The organism is Klebsiella sp. ZJOU C1 (assembly GCF_035620215.1).
Classification (GTDB): domain Bacteria; phylum Pseudomonadota; class Gammaproteobacteria; order Enterobacterales; family Enterobacteriaceae; genus Klebsiella; species Klebsiella variicola.
Window position 1 is genome coordinate 5,361,743 of the sequence record NZ_CP141644.1, and the last position, 18,515, is coordinate 5,380,257.

Consider the following 18,515-nt stretch of genomic DNA (forward strand, 5'->3'; position numbering starts at 1 on the left):
CGCGTCCCGCCAAAATCCTGTAAACCTGAATCGCTTCAATTGTGACCAGCGCAGTATATCCATTTCACCATTTGTTTGGAAACCGATTTTCCATTTCAGCGCAAAACATCGCCAAATCGACAGAATAATGTGAGCGAAATCCAATAAATCCGCCCCATAAGCAGGAGATCTTGACCACTATCACAGTTCTGCTTTTTATGAATGGAAACCGGTTTCCGTCTGATATCAAATCATCCACGCAATAACTTTTTACATTTTGAGGATGGTCGTCGATGTACAAGATTATGCTGTGCTGCTCTGCCGGGATGTCCACCAGTCTGCTGGTCAGAAAGATGGTGGAGGCGGCGAATGAACGTGACCTGCCGGTGCAGATTGATGCCTATGGCGTTTCCGAATTTGACATGCAGTTTCCGCAGTATCAGGTGGTGTTGCTTGGCCCCCAGGTGAAATACATGTTGAAAACCCTGTCTGACAAAGCGGCTTCCCTGAACATTCCTGTTCAGCCCATCGATACGATGGACTACGGTATGCAGCGGGGAGACAACGTCCTGAATTATGCTCTGTCGCTGATCCCAGCGGCGCACTGAGAGGTGTTGAAATGAGTTCTCTGTATCAGTCCATGATTGCCGTGATCGAGCAATCTATTACTCCGCTGGCAGGACGCCTTGGGCAGCAGAAATACGTTATCGCTATCCGCGATGGCTTCACTGCCGCCTTGCCGTTTATGATCATCGGCTCTTTCATGCTGGTATTTATCTTTCCGCCGTTTTCACCCGATACCACCAACGGCTTTGCCCGCGGCTGGCTTGATTTCTCCCAGCACTACCGCGAACAGCTGATGCTGCCGTTTAACCTCAGCATGGGCGTGATGACCTTCTTTATCTCGGTCGGCATTGGCGCCAGCCTCGGTCGTCAGTTTCAGCTCGATCCGGTGATGTCCGGTCTGCTGGCGTTTATGGCCTTCCTGCTGGTCGCCGCGCCCTATGCCGATGGCAAAATTTCCACTCAGTATCTGTCCGGTCAGGGCATTTTCACCGCGCTGATCACCGCCATCTACTCCACCCGCGTTTATGCGTGGCTGAAGCAAAACAACATTACGATTCGTCTGCCGAAAGAGGTCCCCACCGGCGTCGCCCGTTCGTTTGAAATCCTGATCCCGGTGCTGGTGGTCATTGCGACTCTGCATCCGCTGAACCTGTTTATCGAAGCGCAGACCGGGATGATCCTGCCGCAGGCGATCATGCATCTGCTGGAGCCGCTGGTTTCCGCCTCCGACTCGCTGCCGGCGATTTTGCTCTCTGTTCTGATGTGCCAGATTTTCTGGTTCGCCGGGATCCACGGCTCACTGATTGTTACCGGCATTATGAACCCGTTCTGGATGGCCAACCTGTCGGCAAACCAGGCGGCGCTGGCGGCGGGTACGGTGCTGCCGCACGTCTATCTGCAGGGCTTCTGGGATCACTATCTGCTGATTGGCGGCGTCGGTTCGACCCTGCCGCTGGCTTTCCTGCTGCTGCGTAGCCGGGCCACGCATCTGCGCACCATCGGCAAGATGGGCATTGTGCCGAGCTTCTTTAATATCAACGAGCCGATTCTGTTCGGGGCGCCAATCATCATGAACCCGATGATGTTTATCCCCTTCGTCTGCGTGCCGATGGTCAACGCGGTGCTGGCTTACGGCGCGACGCGTCTTGGCTGGCTGAGCCAGGTGGTGTCGCTGACGCCGTGGACCACGCCGGCACCAATTGGCGCGTCATGGGCGGCCAACTGGACCCTGAGTCCGGTGGTGATGTGTCTCATCTGCATGGTGATGTCGGCGGTCATTTACCTGCCGTTCTTGCGCGCCTATGAACGTTCCTTAATGAAAACCGAAGTTGAGAAAGCCAAAAATAGCGTTCCAGTGGCAGAAACCGTTAGCTAATCCCTCTCCTTCCGGAGAGATAATAAGATGACAGCGTAATAATGCAGAAAATGGACTTTCACTGCATTATTAAATAATAAATACCTCAGGAATACACATGATTGAATTAGAAGATGCGGTAATGGAAATTATCGTTAATGCGGGACAGTCACGCTCATTATGTTTTGAAGCGTTGCATGCGGCCCGAACCGGAAATATCGACGAAGCGCGCTTACTCTTAAATGAGGCCGACGGCTACGCCCGCCGGGCGCATCAGATGCAGACCCAGCTCATCGAGCAGGATGCCGGTGAAGCGCGTCAGCCTATGACGCTGATTATGGTACATGCCCAGGATCATCTGATGAATTCGCTGCTGGCCCGCGAGTTCTCAGAAGAATTAATCCATCTGTACCAGCGTTAATTAATATGGAATAACGTCAGCGAGAATATTATTCTCCGGCGTCGCTGTACCCTAAAAAACAAATCAGCTTATTTTGGTTATTTATTTTAGCCAGAATGGGATGGTTATTATCTGAAATATATTAATTATTAAAGCGAGATAACCATGAATACTGTGAAAAAACTGCCTTTAGCCATGGCGGTTGTCGCCGCGCTGTGCCCAATTTCTGTCATGGCGCAAGAATTTACTCAGGAACAGATCGACGCCATCGTCGCCAAAGCCGTTGATAAAGCGCTGGCCGACCGCCAGGCGAAAATCGACGCCGCGGCCAACAAAAAGGTCGACGTGATCACCAACCCGCAGACCACCGCCGCCTCGCCGGATATGGCCATTCCGTTCGGCCTCAAGTTCAGCGGCTATGCCCGCTATGGCGCCCACTTCCAGACCGGCGACCAGAAATATGTCGGCGTCGACGGCTCCTATAACGGCGCCTCGGCGATCGGCCGTCTCGGCAACGAAAGCAACGGCGGCGAATTCCAGATCAGCAAGGCCTTCAAAAGCGCGCAGGGGGCTATCTGGGATCTCAACGTGATGTTCGACCACTGGAGCGACGAAGTTAACCTGAAGAAGGCCTACGTCGGCGTCACCAACGTGCTGGAATCCAACCCCAACGCCTATATCTGGGCCGGCCGCGACTTCCACCAGCGTCCGCAACAGGGGATCAACGACTACTTCTGGATGAACCACGACGGCCAGGGCGCCGGGGTGAAGAACTTTGATATCGGCGGCGTGCAGTTTGACGTGGCGACGGTGTCGCAGGTGAAATCCTGTAGTCCGGAAGTGATGGCAGACGAGACCAACCCGTCGCGTATCACCTGTACCGGCAGCTCCGACACCGGCGACAACGGCCACTACGCGCTGACCACCAAAACCCACAACATCAAGGCCGGGCCGATCGACGTCGAGGTGTACGCCAACTACGGCTTTGACTCAAAGGCGGTGGACAGCGACGCGCGCCTCGAAGCCTGGCAGGGCGGCCTGGTGCTGAGCCACACCAACGACAGCGGGGTGAACAAGGTGATCCTGCGCTACTCCGACAACTCGGATAACAGCGTCTATAACAAAACCGACGACCTGACCACGGTCTACGCCAGCTTCGAGGGCAGCCATAAGTTCACCCAGCAGGCGCAGATCGAATACCTGCTGGCCTTCCACGACTACGACAACGGCAAGGACAACACCGACAACCGTAAAAACTACGGCGCCATCGTCCGGCCGATGTACTTCTGGAACGACGTGCACTCCACCTGGCTGGAAGCGGGCTACCAGCGCGTGGATTACGACCAGGGCGGGGATAACCACGGCTGGAAGCTGACGCTGTCGCAGAACATCGCCATCGGCATGGGGCCGGAGTTCCGTCCGATGCTGCGCTTCTATGTGACCGGCGGTCAGGTGGACAACGAGCATACCGCGAAGGTTAACGGCACCCAGGACCAGCAGCTGGATTCACTGAACGTCGGTGGAATGTTTGAGGCGTGGTTCTGATGCGATAGCGTTGTCGAAGGAGCGTTCCCGGCTGGCGCTACGCTTAGCCGGGCTACGACTGAGGAGGCCTGCGGGATACCACCCCCAGGCCCGCGCAAGCGCAGCGCCGCCGGGCGGTCAGGCGCCGTACCCGCGGTAGTGCCGGCTGGCAAAAGGCGAGCGGCCTTAAGCGGGTGGATTCACCTTCACTTTGGTCGCCACCAGCAACCCGGTAAACAGCATTAATATTCCTGACAACACCAGCGGCGACAGCAGCCCTAAGTGGTCGAGCGCCACGCCGCCGACCGCGGCGCCGCAGGTGTTGGCCAGCTGGATCACCGCCACCTGAATCGACCCGGCTTTTTCCGCCTGATCGGAGAGCGAACGGGTGATCCACGTTGACCACCCCACCGGGATCAGCGCAAACGCGAAGCCCCAGATAATCGCCACCGTCGAGGCGACGATTTTGCTTTCTCCCCACAGCACCAGCGCCACCGCGCAGGCGGTCAGCACCAGCGGCGAGATCGCCAGCGCCGCTTTTACCGAACGCTTGAGAAGCACCGAGGAGAGCGAGGTGCCGATAAAGCTGGCGATACCAAAGCTCAACAGCACCAGCGTCAGGCCGTCGACGTCAAAACCGGCGAGGGTCATGTAAACCGGGCGAATATAGGTAAAGAAGGCGAACTGCCCGGCAAAGGCCATGAAAATGGCGCACATCCCGGCCATCACCCCCGGACGCTTCAGCAGACCAAACATATTTTGCTGCTGAGAAGCCGATTCACCGGGCAGCGACGGCAGCGCTTTCAGCACCCAGAGCGTACACAGCACGCCCATCACCGCCGCGCCGTTAAAGACGTTGCGCCAGCCGATAAGCCCGCCAAGGAAACTGCCCAATGGGGCGGCGATCACCAGCGCGATTGATACCGCGCCGAAGATAATCGATAGCGCTTTCGGCACCACGCGCATCGGCACCAGCCGCATGGTCAGCGAGGCCGACATCGCCCAGAAACCGCCGAGCGCCAGGCCCAGACAGGCTCGTCCCAGCAGCAGCAGGGTGAAGCTATCGGCAAACGATACCAGCAGGCAGGAAAGGGTCAGCAGCAGCGAAAACAGGATCACCACGTAGCGGCGATCGGTTTTGCCAATGATGGAGGTGATAAACAGGCTGGAGAACATCGCTACGAATGCCGTCGTCGTCACCGACTGCCCGGCCATCCCTTCGGAGATGCCTAAATCCAGCGCCATCGGCGTCAGCAGACTGACCGGTAGAAATTCGACGGTAATCAGGCAGGCAACGCAGAAAGCAACCGCGAAAACCGCCGACCAGTTTGGTCGCGCCAGCTCGCGTGCATGGGGTTTGGCTTCATTTGAATGACTCATGAGTGACCTGCGAAGAAAGTGGCTGAAAGCCGCGCAGTGTAACATTTTGTTTGTGACGAATTTAACGTTTTCGCAACTCTTCTCGCTTTTCACGGCATGATACAAAGGGATAGCCTGAGAATATAGCCTTCGCCATTCTGCCGGATGGCGCTTACGCTTATCCGGCCTACAAGGGACGAGTGCGTAAACCGTAGGCCGGATAAGGCGCAGCCGCCATCCGGCACTCGGATTTACTCGCCGCGAGCCGATTTCACCAGCCCGCAGATCCACTCCTGGTGACCGTTAATCATCGGATTGGGCAAGGTACGCGCCAACTCCTGCGCCGGAACGCCTTTTTGCGACTCCTGGGTGAGGATACGTACGCGCCCGCCGGGCAAATCTTCAAATAGCCACGCGTGGATCACATCAAGACGCGTCGTTGCATCCCCTTCCGCCCAGCCGTGCCAGGCTACGCGCGCCGCCTGCCCGGCAGCGGGAGGTACATACTCTGTAATCTGCGCCTCAATCGGGAAGCCGAAGGTGCTGAAGCGGAAACGGGCGTTGGCGCTGAGGGTCGGGCCGCTGCCGTCATGGAAATGGATATCGGCAACGTTGCTGTAATAGCCCGGCCACAGCGTGGTGTCATCGAGCTGCGCCCATATCTGAGCTGCCGTCAGGCCGCTGACGATAATTTCATTAGAGGCAAAATTGTCGGTCGTGCCTGGCAGATACTCTTCCGGCCAGACGATGGCGCTTTGCAGCAGGGGCTGTTTCATGATTAACCTCGTGAACGATTGTTTTAACGAGGTTAATCATGCGTCGGTGAGTGATATAAATCGAATCACCATCCTTGATAATACACATAAGCAATTATGATATCAGTGCAGCCAGTGCACGCCGTCTTCCGGCAGAAACAGCGCGTTATAACGCTGCTGTAGGTTATGCAAATCGCTTGCATCCGGATCCAGCTCGCGCAGAAACCCTTGCGCAAGACGAATTTGCGCGTCGGTAATCGGCGCCGCTAAACGCGCTTTTTGCATCAGGCGATACCAGTAATGCAGGTTTTTTTCGCTGGCATCGACGATAGCGGTCTGCCAGATCAGCAGTACCTGTGCGGCGTTCTGCAGATGCGCTTCATTCGGCCGCTCCAGGTAGCGCAAATACTCATTACCGGCGGTTTTTCCCAACTGATCGATCATCGATTCCAGCGGAACAGGCGTTATGCCAAGGCGTTCGCTCAGGCGACGAATCGCGCGGCGTGAATCAGAGGTAAGCACCCGAAATCCCACAACAAATACCACTACCAGGGTGGCCAGTCCTATCCAGATCATGCATCCTCTCATCCAATCGCAGCCTCACTATCATAATGGGAATTTGCCTGCTGTCGACTACCGGGCATACCATAATGTGACTTATCGCGTTTGCGGATAGCTATCATGAAATCTGATATCAGAAACCTCGATCTCAACCTGCTGAAAGCCCTGGATGCGCTGCTCGATGAGCGCAGCGTCACCCGGGCGGCAGCGCGGCTGGCGCTCACCCAGCCGGCGGTCAGCGGCATGCTCACCCGCCTGCGCGACGCCTTTAATGACCCGCTGTTTATCCGCGCCCCGCACGGTATGGTGCCGACGCTGCGCGCTCAGGCGCTGGCGGCTCCGGTAAAGCAGCTGCTGATCGATGCTGAAACCCTGCTGCAACCCGCCATCTTCGAGCCGCTGGAAGCCAATTTTACCTGGACCATCGCCGCGACGGATTATGCGTTGAAAGCAGTGATCGTGCCATTTATCGCCGCGCTGAAGCCACTGGCGCCGGGTATCCGCGTGCGCATCATTCCCGAATCACCGGCCACGCTGCTGGCACAGTCCGAACGTGGTGAAGTGGATATTGCGCTATTGACGCCCCACGATACGCCGCCGGCGCTGCACAGCCGGGCGCTGTATCAGGAAGACTATGTCTGTCTGATGCGCGAAGACCATCCGCAGGCCAGCCAGCCGCTGACGCTCGACCGCTTCTGTGCGCTGGAACATGTGCTGGTTTCATGGCAGGGCGATAGCTTTCGCGGCGTGACCGACGACGCGCTGGCGGCGCTTGGTCGAACCCGGCGGGTGGGATTGTCGGTGAGCAGTTTCCTGGTGTTGCCGGAAATACTGGCGGTGAGCGACATGATCGCCGTGGTACCGCGCCGGCTGGCGAAAAGAGCCAGCGGCATGAAAATAGCCACACCGCCGCTGACGATCCCGGGTTTCACCAAAAGCATGGCCTGGCACGAGCGTAACCATCATGACCCGGCGCAGCAGTGGCTGCGGGAGCTACTCCTGCAATCCAGCCAGCAAGAACAATAAAAAAGCCCGGCGCAATGGCCGGGCAAGGTTACCAAATACCTGGTGAATCAGGCAGTCTGCAAAATACGGTTCTTTTTCTCGCGGCGAATTTTACGCTCTTCAAAGATAGCCACAATGGCCATCAGGCAGATACAGCCGATGGCGGCGGCGTCCAGCGCCGCAAAGGTGCCGGCCCAGCCGGTCAGGCCGAAGACCGGCGTGCCGTCGGCGATCATCCCAAGACCCAGCTTGGCGAAGCTATCGCCAATCAGATAGGCGAAAGTGCCCTTGATTCCATCGGCGGCGCCGATCGCTTTTTTCGGCACAAAGCCGACAGCGGCGACGCCGATCAACAGCTGCGGACCAAACACCAGGAAGCCCAGCGCAAACAACGAGGCCAGATAGACGTACTGGTTGCTGGCATGTTGGTAAACCCCGAGGGTGGCGATAATCAGCGCCAGCGCGATGCAAGCCACCAGCGCGCGGCGGCCGTTGGCCAGATCCGACAACCAGCCCCACAGCAGCGTGCCGACCAGCGCGCCGACCTCAAACAGGGTAAAGCCCTGAATCGCCACCTCTTTAGACAGCTTCAGCTCCTGGAAGGCGTACACGGTGGACCACTGATCGATACCGATACGCACCACGTAGAGGAAGATGTTGGAGAAGCACAGCAGCCAGATCACTTTGTTTTTCAGCACGTACTCAACAAAGATCTGCCACTTGGTCATCGCATTTTCTTCGGTCTCTTTGTCCTCTTCGCTGATCGCTTCACCAAACAGCTCTTCCGCCGTGCCGAGGCCATAGGATTCCGGCGAGTCGCTACCGTAGCGCAGGCCAATAAAGCCGACGATCAGCGCAATAATCGACGGGAAGATAAACATGCCGATCACATGGCCGTCGAACAGATAGTTGGCGCCAAACAGCGCCACGCCCGCCGCGCCCGCGCCGCCGAGGTTGTGGGAGATATTCCAGAAGCCGAGGAAGGTGCCGCGTTTGCGTCTGGGCGTCCACTTGGTGATGGTGGAATAGCTGCACGAGCCGCCGGTGCTCTGGAAGAAGCCGCTCAGCGCATAGAAGGCGATCATCAGGAACAAGCTGGTGGAGCCCGCGCCCATGCTGGCGCTAAAGCCCAGCATACAGATGGCGGAGAGGATCAGCATAAACGGCAGGAACTGCTTGGTGTTTTTACCGTCGGCATAATAAGACACGAGCGTCTTGCCCACGCCGTAGGTGATGGAGAAGCCCAGGCCAATCATCCCCAGCTGCGTCATGCTCAACCCATAGGTGGAGATCATGTCATTCTGCGCGATGTTAAAGTTCTTGCGGATCAGGTACATGGTCAGGTAGCCAATGAAGACCACCAGATAGGACTGCATGAAAGGTTTGAACCACATTTTGCGCCGCACATCGAGCGGCAGATCCAGGGTCGGCTTGCGCACCTGATTCAGAAAGGCCAGCATGGGTATCTCCTGAGCTGATTTTTTATGCCTGCGTCATAACCAGGCATTGTAAAAACCAGCGCGCCGTCTGGCCTGAGACGGCGTCCAGGTGAAACCGGGAAAATTTCTTAGTTTTGCTCCGTTCGCGGCCAAAGGGTGAGCTACATCACGCTTCGCTGGCGGTACGCGGCGCCTGCGCGTTTAAAAACGGCAGCAGCAGCAGCGCGGAAATGCCGGCGGCAATCGCAATCACCACGAAGAATCCGGTCCAGTGCCAGATATCCATCACCTGCGCCAGCGGCCAGCCGGAAAGCGAGGCGCCAAGATAAGCGAACAGGCCGACAAACCCGGTTGCCGCCCCGGCGGCTTCTTTATGCGAACATTCCGCCGCCGCCATGCCGATCAGCATCTGCGGGCCGAAGACGAAGAACCCGGTGGTGAAGAAGCAAGCCGCCTGCATGACGTAGCTGGCAAACGGCATCAGCCACAGCCCGCCAACCGACAACAAAATTCCGGCGGCGAAAATCAGATTCATCGGCCCACGGTTGCCGTTAAACAGCTTATCCGAGCCCCAGCCCGCCACCAGCGCGCCGATAAAACCGCCCAGCTCAAACATGGTCACCGCCGAGTTAGCGGTCACCAGATCGACGCCGAGCGTCTCCGACATATACAGATTACCCCAGTCGTTAATCGCCGCCCGCACCACGTACACCAGCACATAGCACAGCGACAGCAGCCAGATATAGGGATTGGCCAGCACGTAGCGGGTCAGGATCGCTTTGCGCGTCAGCCCGGCCCCCTCCTGCTGCTGGGCGATTTCCAGCGCATCGTGACGCCAGTCGCCCACGGCGGGTAACCCCACCGCCTGCGGGCGATCGCGCAGCCGCCAGCACAGATACAGCCCGGCGAGGATCGCCAGACAGCCGGCAATCGTCATCCCTGCACGCCAGCCGTAGTGCAGCGCCGCCGCCCCCACCACCATCGGGATCAGCGCGCCGCCGACGTTATGCGCGGTATTCCATAGCGCCCACCAGCCGCCGCGTTCGGTCCGCGAATACCAGGCCGTCAGCAGCCGGGCGCAGACCGGAGAGCCCCAGCCCTGGAAGAAGGCATTCAACGCCCACAGCAGCGCAAAAGCCCACAGCGAGGTGGAAAAACCGAACAGAATATTCACCACCCCGGTAGCGATAAGCCCCAGGCCCATAAAATAGCGGGCGTCGGAGCGGTCGCTAACGATACCGGAGAAAAATTTCGACAGCCCGTACGTGATATAGAACAGCGTGGCCAGCAGGCCAATATCGCTACGAGTCAGCACATTGCTGGCAAGAATTTCAGGCACCGCGGCATTAAAGCTTTTGCGGGTGAAATAAAACAGCGCGTAGCCAAGCCAGATAGTGAGCAGAATATGTCGACGCCAGTAACGATAACGCTCGTCCAGCTCGCGTTTATCGCTAACTGGCGCGGCGTCCGGCGGCGCTTTTAAAAAGGCAAACATCGGCGCTCCTCTCAGGCGTAACGCAGCGGTAGATTGACGCACACGCGGGTACCGTGTGTGCAGGAGATAGTTAACGTACCGCCCAGCGCGGTCACACGTTCGCGCATGCCGGTCAGGCCGAACCCCTGCAGATTCGACCCCGGCGGCAGGCCGCAACCGTCATCTTCCAGCACCAGCATTAGTCGCTCATCCTGCTGCCAGCCCTGCAGGGTAACAGCGCTGGCGCTGGCGTGCTTGACGATATTATTCAGCCCCTCCTGGCAAACGCGAAACAGCGTCACACGCTGGTTCTCGCTCAGTCCCGCCTCGTTAATCCGCCAGTCGAGATGGCTGACAATGCCGCGGTCCTCCAGCTCCATCTCGCGCATCAACGAACGTACTGCCTGCTCCAGCGGCAGGTCGTCGAGCTGACGCGGACGCAGACGGCCTAGCAGTCTACGCACCGAGTCGTAAACTCCCAGCGACAGCTGTTCTATCAGCTGGCCGCTCTGGCGCACGCTGGCGTTATTCGGCGCCAGCCGTTGCACGATCCCCGCCTGGGTGCGAATTGCCGTGATAGTCTGGCCAATATCATCATGGAGCTCGCGCGCCACGTCGCGCCGCACGCTCTCTTCCGTTTCCAGCAGACGTTCCGCCAGCCGCCGATTTCGCGCCAGCTCGTTCTGTAGCGACAGGTTAAGCTCGCGCAATCGCTGGATCCCCGCCCCCAGCAGCAGCCCGGTGAGGCTCTGCGCCAGCAGCGAAAGCAATAGATCGACCGGGTGATCGTGCCAGGTCTGGCTGGCAATCAGCGCAATGGCGTTCATCAGGGTGGCGATCAGCGCCCCCTGCCAGCCGTAGTGCCAGGCGAGAGCGATAATCGGCAGCGCGAGGCAAAACGGGGTAAAGCGGGAGAGCTCGGCGGGCAGCCCAAGCTGCAGCCACAGGCTAATGGTGAATAACAGCAGGTACCAGATCAGATGCCGGCCGCGCCAGTTAATCGGCTGCGAGACCAGCGCGGGCCCCAGTGGCCGCCAGACGGTACTGGTAAGATAGTGCCAGATAACCAGGCAGGTCGGCGCCAGCGTCAGGCCGCCGGTTAGCGTTAACAGCAGGGCGGTCAATCCTTCGCTCCCTTGCGCCAGCCACGACAGCGATTGCAGCAGCGAGGCGGCGATCAGCGCCCCGCCCTGGCGCAGCAGCGTCAGCCAGTCGCGCTGATGGCGATAGCGAGAGATCAACGCCACCGGCAGCAGGGTCAGCAGACTTCCGGTCATCAAAATTATCGGGTGCGCCAGCGCCACTTCCTGCGCCAGCCAGAAGATAAGCAGCCACTCGGCTCCCAGCAGCACCGGCCAGTAGCCACGCGGGCATTGCAGCATCAGCCCTAAACGCAGGCCAAAGGGAAACAGCAGCACCGCTAAATCCGCACGCTCCACCAGATGCAGACTGATGCTCCACAGGCAGAACCAGGCTGCGGAGAAGATAAAGGCGCAGCCGATGACCGACAGCAATCGTGAGACGACAGCCTTCATTGCCAGCTATCGAACATGCGGCGCGCCAGCTCAACGTCGTTGCTGACGCCCAGTTTTTCCAGCAGGTTGGCGCGGTGAACGTGAACGGTTTTCGGCGACAGGCCGAGCTCGGCGGCAATCTCTTTCACCGCCATGCCCTGCGCCAGCTTTTCCGCCACCTGGCGTTCGCGTTTGGTGAGCGGATCCTGGCGCCCGGCGGCCAGCTTCATGGCGATATCCGGCGTGAGATAGCAACCACCCGCCGCCACCGTGCGGACCGCGGCGATAAGTTCATCCGGACTGCAGCGTTTCGACAGGAAGCCGCGCGCGCCGGCGTTCAGCGCCTGCTCGATCAGCGCCGGGCTGTCGTGTACCGACAGCATGATGGTCGCCATCCCCTTCGGCAACTGGCTGAGCAGCTCCAGCCCGGAAATATCCGGCATGGAGATATCGCAGATACAGACCTGCACGCCGCGCCCCGGTAGCCCCGCCAGCGCCTCGCGGCCGCTACCAAATTCAGCGACAACCTGAAAATCAGCTTCCAGCCCCAGTAGCTGAGCAAAACCGGAGCGGACAATCAAATGATCGTCAATAAGGGCGATGGTAGTCATGGTGTTTCCTGGTGCCTGAAAGCGCCGGATGGCGGCGTAAACGCCTTATCCGGCCTACGGATCCACTCCCTGTAGGCCGGATAAGCGCAGCGCCATCCGGCAAAGGCGCTTACCTTAACCATAAGCACCTTACCGTTCAAGCCTTGCGCGATTTACTCGAAGAACACCGCAATTTTGTTAAACATGGTGGGATCGGACTGGTTACGCGCCACTTTGGTGACATCTTCCAGCTTTTCAATCTGGCTAATCATCTGCCCCAATCGCTGGTCATCATTTACCAGCAGCCAGATGCGGCTGTGTTCGCTGCCCTGAATTGGCAGACAGAGAATGCCTTCGACGTTAAACGCCCGACGGGCAAATAGCCCGCAAACGTGGGTCATGACGCCGGGATGGTTACGGACGGTGAGTTCCAGAATGACGTTATCACATTGTTTTTGCATGGCTTATTCCCCCACCATTTCAGTATTGGCCGCACCCGGCGGTACCATCGGATACACTTTCTGCTGCGCGTCGATACGCACGTGGATCAACGCCGGACCTGGGCGGTCGATAATCGCCTGCAGCGCCGCCTGCGGATCGGCTTCGTTATTTAAATCACAGGTTTGCAGGCCAAAACCGGCAGCAATCTGCATAAAGTTAATCATCCCCGGATAGGTGGCGGCGAACACGCCCTGCTGATAAAACAGGCTCTGCTGCTGGTGCACCAGCCCCAGCGCTTCGTTGTTCAGCAGGATAATTTTGACATCCAGCTGATTTTCGGCGGCGGTAGCCATCTCCTGAATATTCATCATCAGGCTGCCGTCGCCGGAGAAGCAGATAACCTTGCGCTGCGGATTCGCCAGCGCCGCGCCGATCGCCGCCGGCAGGCCGAAGCCCATGGTGCCGAGGCCGCCGGAAGTCAGCCACTGGCGCGGACGGTTGAGCGGGTAGGCCTGCGCTGTCCACATCTGATGCTGACCCACATCGGTGGTGATGATCGCCTCATCGTCAACGCAGGCGGCCACGGCGTTAATCAGGCCGTAATGGGAGAGCGGGTCGCTTTCCTGCGGGATGGCGCAGGGGAATTCACGCTGCAAATCGGCCACCAGCTGGCGCCACTCATCGCGCGGCTGCGCCTCAATCTGCGGGATCAGCTGGGCTAAGACTTCCGCCACATCGCCCTGAATCGCGACGTGCGGTTGCTTAATTTTACCCAGCTCAGAGCGGTCGATATCGACGTGAATAATCTTCGCGTTCGGGCAGAACTGCTCGGTCTTGCCAATCGCCCGGTCATCAAAACGGGCGCCTAAAACAATCAGTAAATCCGCTTCCTGCAAAATGAAGTTGGTGCTGCGCGCACCATGCATGCCCAGCATCCCCAGCGACAACGGATGCGCCTTCGGCAGCATCCCCAGCGCCATCAAGGTCATGGTGGTCGGCAGGTTGGCTTTTTCCGCCAGGTCCCGAATCGGCTGCGGCGCGTTAATCACCCCGCCGCCCAGATACAGCACCGGCCGTTTCGCCGCGTTAATCATTGCCGCCGCCTCACGCACGCTTTCAGGCGTGAAGGCCGGTGCCGGGGCGCGCTCGCCCGGCTCTGGCAACGTTTCCAGCTCAATGGTCGCCGCCTGTACGTCCTTAGGAATGTCTATCCACACCGGCCCGGGACGCCCGGACTGGGCAATACGGAAGGCGTCGCTGATCACCTGCGGCAGCTCGGCGATGTCGCGCACCAGGTAGTTATGCTTGGTGATGGGGATAGAGATGCCGTAGGTGTCCACTTCCTGGAAAGCGTCGGTGCCGATCATGGAGGCCGGCACCTGGCCGGTGATGCAGACCAGCGGGATTGAATCGAGGCGGGCATCGGCGATGGCGGTAATCAGGTTGGTGGCGCCAGGGCCGCTACAGGCCATACAAACCGCCGGTTTGCCTTCGGTTCGCGCCATCCCCTGAGCGATAAAACCCGCGCCCTGCTCGTGGCGCGCCAGGATGTGGCGGATCTGCGTGCTCTGGCTCAAGGCATCGTAGATGGGCAGGATAGAACCGCCCGGGATGCCGCTGACCATAGTGATGCCCTGGCGTTCCAGTAAATGAACAACCAGCTGCGCGCCGGTAAAGCGCATTGTGTTTGATGTGGTGCCCGAACTTGCCATGCTCCAGTCCTTTTATTCTGGGCCGACTTTACCGGGGGGCTCGCCAACAAAAAACCCCGCTCGGTTTGCGCCGGCGGGGTTTGGAATTCGTGTTGTTCCGGACCCTACGGCGCGTTGCCGACGACGACCACCACAGACACGACGACCACCGCGGCTGGCGCGGTTTTTAGTAGGGTCGAAGCGATCAGGGTTGCGTTCATTAGGGACCTGTTGTGTCGAAAAATAAGCTGAATTTATACAAACACAGGTTTTGCGATTTCACAATGGATTTATTTTCATCCACGATAATTTGCGTGAAAGATCACAATTCGGCGCAAAAGGGCAGAAAACAAAAAACCCCGCCGGAGCGAGGTTTTTATCAGCATGGTTACAGGTGGTAGCCGCAAGCACACTGTATTACGTCAACGCCAAAAGTATACGCGATCGCTGCAGTTCGCGCAATTTAAGGTCGGTTTTTCTCTGTCATAGAGTATGGATGAGAGGGGCGTATTTGTCCAAAAAATACTGTTCATCCATACAGTATTTATCTATACTGGGTGTGTTCACTTTGTGCCATTCGGGGGCCGCAAGTTTGACCGGCGCAACGAAGTCCTGGCTGAAACGGGTGGTGCCGTCAGTGCCTTAACCCCGATAGAGCACACTGTGTTACGTCAACAACGTGCAGTCACTGGCCCGCGTGGCTCAGCGCTGCGCACCCCTGTCGTTGCAGGCGGCGGGCCGGGAAGCCGTTCATGGAAAGGATGAACTATCGGCCAGGGCAGACGCCGCCGGCGACAGGCAGGGATAAGCTGGCAACGGGCAGCGGAAAGGTACGTCAGCTTATTGTGCTCCTTAACCACAGGAGACGCGCGTATGGGCGGAATGGATATTATTATTTTAATCCTGAAACTCATGGTTGCTGTGTTGCAACTACTTGATGCAGTCCTGAAACAGTTCCGCTGATTCAGGTTCAAGTCGCACCTGAGGGGGGCGGGAAACCGCCCCCCTGCAGGCGCCCGCCGGGCGTCCCGGGATGACTTGATGGAGGAAGCTATGCCACCCCTGTTAATTACCACCACAACGCCGGACGATCCGGGGTTCGTTGCGCTGCGCACCGAAAGCCTTGAACAGCATTTCAACATGCTGCGCCGCCTGGCGGAAAACTGGCAGAGCGGCAAAAACCGCTTTAACGCGCCGGGCGAAACGCTGCTGGGCGCCTTCGTCAACCACCAGCTGGTAGGGGTATGCGGCATCAATAGCGATCCCTTCAGTCCGCAGCCGCGGGTTGGGCGCATTCGCCATCTCTACATTAGCGAACGTTACCGTCGCCGGGGCATCGGCCAGCAGCTGCTGGTCTCGGTCATTACCCACTCCAGCGCCTGGTTCGATTTTCTTAACACCCATGCCCCGGCGCAGGCCTGGCCCTTTTATGAAAGGCTTGGTTTTCGCCCGGTGTACGATGAACCGCGGGTGACACATCGCCTGTTTTGTTCGCTTTAACCCCCCCGCTGGCAGGCAGCGCGGGCGCGTGTTACATTCCGGTGACCTTCACTGTTGAACCTGTCTGCGATGACCCTCACCGTATTCTGCATTTTGCTGTTCGCCGCCCTGCTGCACGCCAGCTGGAACGCTATCGTCAAAGCCAGCGGCGATAAAATGTACGCGGCGATCGGCGTCAGCGGCTCGGCCGCGCTGATCGCCCTGGTGATGCTGCCCTTTGCCCCGCAGCCCGCGCTTGCCAGCGCCCCCTATCTGCTGGCGTCGTGCGCGTTACAGGTGGTGTATACGGTGCTGGTGGCGAAGACCTATCAGGTGTCGGATATGAGCCAGACCTACCCGCTGATGCGCGGCACCGCGCCGCTGCTGGTCGCGGCGATAAGCGTGCTGTTCCTAGGCGATCGTCTGTCGCCGCTGGCCTGGCTGGGCATCGGCGTTATCTGCCTGGCGATTCTGGCGATGGCCTTTCACGGCAGCGTTAGCTCCCGCAAAGGCATCGTGCTGGCGCTGATCAACGCCTGCTTTATCGCGGGATATACACTGGTGGACGGCACCGGCGTCCGGCTGGCGGGCTCGGCGCTAGGCTACACCCTGTGGACCTTTTTTATGAACGGTTTCTGCCTGCTGTGCTGGGCCATGGTGGCGCGACGGCGAGAGGCCAGTCGTTATTTACGTCAGCACTGGAAAAAGGGCATCCTCGGCGGTGTCGGCACCATGGGCTCCTACGGCCTGGCACTATGGGCGATGACCCAGGCCCCGCTGGCGGTGGTCGCCGCGCTACGTGAAACCTCCATTCTGTTCGGCGCGCTGATCGCCTTTATCGTTCTGAAAGAACAACTGATGCCGCTGCGCATCGTGGCCGCCTGCGGGATTGCCGCCGGGGCGATCCTCCTGCGCCTGGCGTAGCCTGAAATGGCAACATTAGTTGCCGTTCCTGTTTACATAATCTGCCTGGAATTCCCTCAAAAATGGGCACTTTGTAGTTGTCCTGTCATTTTAATATGGTAGATTCCTCCATCATTTACGGGATGTGCCAGTCACATATTCTTTATTTCTCTTTACTCGCAAAGTATTCATCGACATGAAACGGCATAAGAACTTCAATTTGTTGTTGATGCTGGTACTGCTGGTGGCCGTCGGCCAGATGGCGCAGACCATTTATATTCCGGCCATCGCCGACATGGCGGTCGCGCTGAACGTCCGCGAAGGAGCGGTACAAAGCGTGATGGCGGCCTATCTGCTGACCTATGGTATTTCACAGCTGTTCTACGGCCCGCTCTCGGACCGCGTCGGTCGCCGTCCGGTGATCCTCGTCGGGATGTCGATTTTTATGCTGGCGACGCTGGTAGCTATTACCACCCATAGCCTGCCGGTGCTGATCGCCGCCAGCGCCATGCAGGGGATGGGCACCGGGGTCGGCGGCGTAATGGCGCGCACCCTGCCCCGCGACCTGTACGAAGGCGCGCAGCTGCGTCATGCCAATAGCCTGTTAAATATGGGTATTCTGGTCAGCCCGCTGATTGCGCCGCTGCTCGGCGGCATCCTCGACACTCTGTGGAGCTGGCGCGCCTGCTACGCCTTCTTGCTGGTGCTGTGCGCGGGCGTGACCTTCAGCATGGCGAAGTGGATGCCGGAAACGCGCCCGGAAGGGGCGCCACGCACCAAACTCCTGACCAGCTACAAAACGCTGTTCGGTACCGGGGCGTTTAACTGCTATCTGCTGATGCTGATCGGCGGCCTGGCCGGGATTGCGGTGTTCGAAGCCTGTTCCGGGGTGCTGATGGGCGCGGTGCTCGGCCTGAGCAGCATGGCGGTGAGTATTCTGTTTATTCTGCCGATCCCGGCGGCGTTCTTCGGCGCGTGGTTTGCCGGCCGGCCGAACAAGCGTTTCCCGACGCTGATGTGGCAGTCGGTGATCTGCTGCCTGCTGGCAGGTTTGATGATGTGGATCCCTGGACTGCTGGGCATCATGACCGTCTGGACCCTGCTGGTGCCGGCGGCGCTGTTCTTCTTCGGCGCCGGGATGTTATTCCCGCTGGCCACCAGCGGCGCGATGGAGCCGTTCCCGTTTCTCGCCGGAACCGCCGGGGCCCTGGTGGGCGGCTTGCAGAATATCGGCTCCGGCGTGCTGGCCTGGTTGTCGGCGATGATGCCGCAAACTGGTCAGGGCAGCCTCGGCCTGCTGATGATGCTGATGGGCCTGTTGATTCTGCTGTGCTGGCTGCCGCTGGCCTCGCGCTTCACCCACCATCAGCAGCCGGTATAAGCGCGGCGGTCGTTCCCCGGATGGCGGCTGACGCCTTATCCGGGCTACCGGACTGTAGGCCCGCGCAAGCGCAGCGCCGCCGGGCGATTATCAGGCACC

20 protein-coding genes are annotated in these 18,515 nt (G+C 58.9%); 10 read left to right on the forward strand and 10 right to left on the reverse strand.

The window, feature by feature from the left end:
• The first annotated feature begins 272 nt into the window (after nt 1-272).
• The 4 genes from SPE70_RS25730 to SPE70_RS25745 all read left to right on the forward strand — a co-directional run bounded on the left by SPE70_RS25730 (nt 273) and on the right by SPE70_RS25745 (nt 3,845).
• Complete coding sequence (locus tag SPE70_RS25730) at nt 273-587, forward strand: PTS sugar transporter subunit IIB (protein ID WP_004145041.1); 315 nt, start codon at nt 273-275, stop codon at nt 585-587.
• Between the two features lie 11 nt (nt 588-598).
• The gene (locus tag SPE70_RS25735; RefSeq protein WP_002923156.1) at nt 599-1,921 is read left to right on the forward strand and encodes a PTS cellobiose transporter subunit IIC; all 1,323 of its coding nucleotides are present in this window, start codon (nt 599-601) and stop codon (nt 1,919-1,921) included.
• Nucleotides 1,922-2,018: 97 nt separating this feature from the next.
• The gene (locus SPE70_RS25740) at nt 2,019-2,321 is read left to right on the forward strand and encodes a PTS lactose/cellobiose transporter subunit IIA (RefSeq protein WP_004205145.1); all 303 of its coding nucleotides are present in this window, start codon (nt 2,019-2,021) and stop codon (nt 2,319-2,321) included.
• A 144-nt stretch (nt 2,322-2,465) separates the two neighbouring features.
• Nucleotides 2,466-3,845, forward strand: a complete 1,380-nt coding sequence (locus SPE70_RS25745) for a carbohydrate porin (RefSeq protein WP_012540271.1) — start codon at nt 2,466-2,468, stop codon at nt 3,843-3,845.
• Nucleotides 3,846-4,010: 165 nt separating this feature from the next.
• Here the strand turns inward: SPE70_RS25745 and nepI are convergent, their stop codons facing one another.
• The 3 genes from nepI to SPE70_RS25760 all read right to left on the reverse strand — a co-directional run bounded on the left by nepI (nt 4,011) and on the right by SPE70_RS25760 (nt 6,514).
• Entirely contained in the window at nt 4,011-5,204 is a 1,194-nt protein-coding gene (nepI, locus tag SPE70_RS25750) for a purine ribonucleoside efflux pump NepI (RefSeq protein ID WP_008806768.1), read from the reverse strand.
• A gap of 230 nt (nt 5,205-5,434) precedes the next feature.
• Nucleotides 5,435-5,959, reverse strand: coding sequence for an SRPBCC family protein (locus SPE70_RS25755; RefSeq protein WP_016162009.1), 525 nt, complete (start codon nt 5,957-5,959; stop codon nt 5,435-5,437).
• A gap of 102 nt (nt 5,960-6,061) precedes the next feature.
• Nucleotides 6,062-6,514, reverse strand: a complete 453-nt coding sequence (locus SPE70_RS25760; RefSeq protein ID WP_032691299.1) for a DUF1198 domain-containing protein — start codon at nt 6,512-6,514, stop codon at nt 6,062-6,064.
• Nucleotides 6,515-6,619: 105 nt separating this feature from the next.
• Between SPE70_RS25760 and SPE70_RS25765 the strand changes: the two genes are divergently transcribed.
• The gene (locus SPE70_RS25765; protein WP_038421921.1) at nt 6,620-7,525 is read left to right on the forward strand and encodes a LysR family transcriptional regulator; all 906 of its coding nucleotides are present in this window, start codon (nt 6,620-6,622) and stop codon (nt 7,523-7,525) included.
• 47 nt (nt 7,526-7,572) lie between these two features.
• On the opposite strand, the gene uhpT is transcribed toward SPE70_RS25765, so the two are convergent.
• From uhpT to ivbL, 7 genes are all read right to left on the reverse strand, one after another.
• Nucleotides 7,573-8,964: a hexose-6-phosphate:phosphate antiporter gene (gene uhpT / locus SPE70_RS25770; RefSeq protein ID WP_004202242.1), complete on the reverse strand. Its 1,392-nt coding sequence runs from the start codon at nt 8,962-8,964 to the stop codon at nt 7,573-7,575.
• A 145-nt stretch (nt 8,965-9,109) separates the two neighbouring features.
• Nucleotides 9,110-10,438, reverse strand: a complete 1,329-nt coding sequence (locus tag SPE70_RS25775) for an MFS transporter (RefSeq protein WP_012967017.1) — start codon at nt 10,436-10,438, stop codon at nt 9,110-9,112.
• An 11-nt stretch (nt 10,439-10,449) separates the two neighbouring features.
• Nucleotides 10,450-11,931, reverse strand: coding sequence for a signal transduction histidine-protein kinase/phosphatase UhpB (uhpB, locus tag SPE70_RS25780; protein WP_162823418.1), 1,482 nt, complete (start codon nt 11,929-11,931; stop codon nt 10,450-10,452).
• A 17-nt stretch (nt 11,932-11,948) separates the two neighbouring features.
• Complete coding sequence (uhpA, locus tag SPE70_RS25785) at nt 11,949-12,542, reverse strand: transcriptional regulator UhpA (RefSeq protein WP_008806764.1); 594 nt, start codon at nt 12,540-12,542, stop codon at nt 11,949-11,951.
• A 152-nt stretch (nt 12,543-12,694) separates the two neighbouring features.
• Complete coding sequence (ilvN, locus tag SPE70_RS25790; RefSeq protein ID WP_002923283.1) at nt 12,695-12,982, reverse strand: acetolactate synthase small subunit; 288 nt, start codon at nt 12,980-12,982, stop codon at nt 12,695-12,697.
• A 3-nt stretch (nt 12,983-12,985) separates the two neighbouring features.
• Nucleotides 12,986-14,674 carry an acetolactate synthase large subunit gene (gene ilvB, locus SPE70_RS25795; protein WP_012540267.1) on the reverse strand — a complete coding sequence of 563 codons (1,689 nt, stop codon included), beginning with the start codon at nt 14,672-14,674 and terminating at the stop codon, nt 12,986-12,988.
• Nucleotides 14,675-14,778: 104 nt separating this feature from the next.
• Entirely contained in the window at nt 14,779-14,874 is a 96-nt protein-coding gene (gene ivbL / locus SPE70_RS25800; protein WP_002923286.1) for an ilvB operon leader peptide IvbL, read from the reverse strand.
• A gap of 12 nt (nt 14,875-14,886) precedes the next feature.
• On the opposite strand from ivbL, the gene SPE70_RS25805 reads away from it, so the two are divergent.
• From SPE70_RS25805 to emrD, 5 genes are all read left to right on the forward strand, one after another.
• The gene (locus tag SPE70_RS25805) at nt 14,887-15,054 is read left to right on the forward strand and encodes a hypothetical protein (RefSeq protein ID WP_162550490.1); all 168 of its coding nucleotides are present in this window, start codon (nt 14,887-14,889) and stop codon (nt 15,052-15,054) included.
• A gap of 442 nt (nt 15,055-15,496) precedes the next feature.
• Nucleotides 15,497-15,616 carry a type I toxin-antitoxin system toxin TisB gene (gene tisB, locus SPE70_RS25810; protein ID WP_004145059.1) on the forward strand — a complete coding sequence of 40 codons (120 nt, stop codon included), beginning with the start codon at nt 15,497-15,499 and terminating at the stop codon, nt 15,614-15,616.
• Between the two features lie 90 nt (nt 15,617-15,706).
• The gene (locus SPE70_RS25815; protein ID WP_008806762.1) at nt 15,707-16,153 is read left to right on the forward strand and encodes a GNAT family N-acetyltransferase; all 447 of its coding nucleotides are present in this window, start codon (nt 15,707-15,709) and stop codon (nt 16,151-16,153) included.
• 69 nt (nt 16,154-16,222) lie between these two features.
• The gene (locus tag SPE70_RS25820; RefSeq protein WP_012967016.1) at nt 16,223-17,056 is read left to right on the forward strand and encodes a DMT family transporter; all 834 of its coding nucleotides are present in this window, start codon (nt 16,223-16,225) and stop codon (nt 17,054-17,056) included.
• Nucleotides 17,057-17,231: 175 nt separating this feature from the next.
• Nucleotides 17,232-18,416 carry a multidrug efflux MFS transporter EmrD gene (gene emrD / locus SPE70_RS25825; protein WP_012540264.1) on the forward strand — a complete coding sequence of 395 codons (1,185 nt, stop codon included), beginning with the start codon at nt 17,232-17,234 and terminating at the stop codon, nt 18,414-18,416.
• The last annotated feature ends 99 nt before the right edge of the window (nt 18,417-18,515 follow it).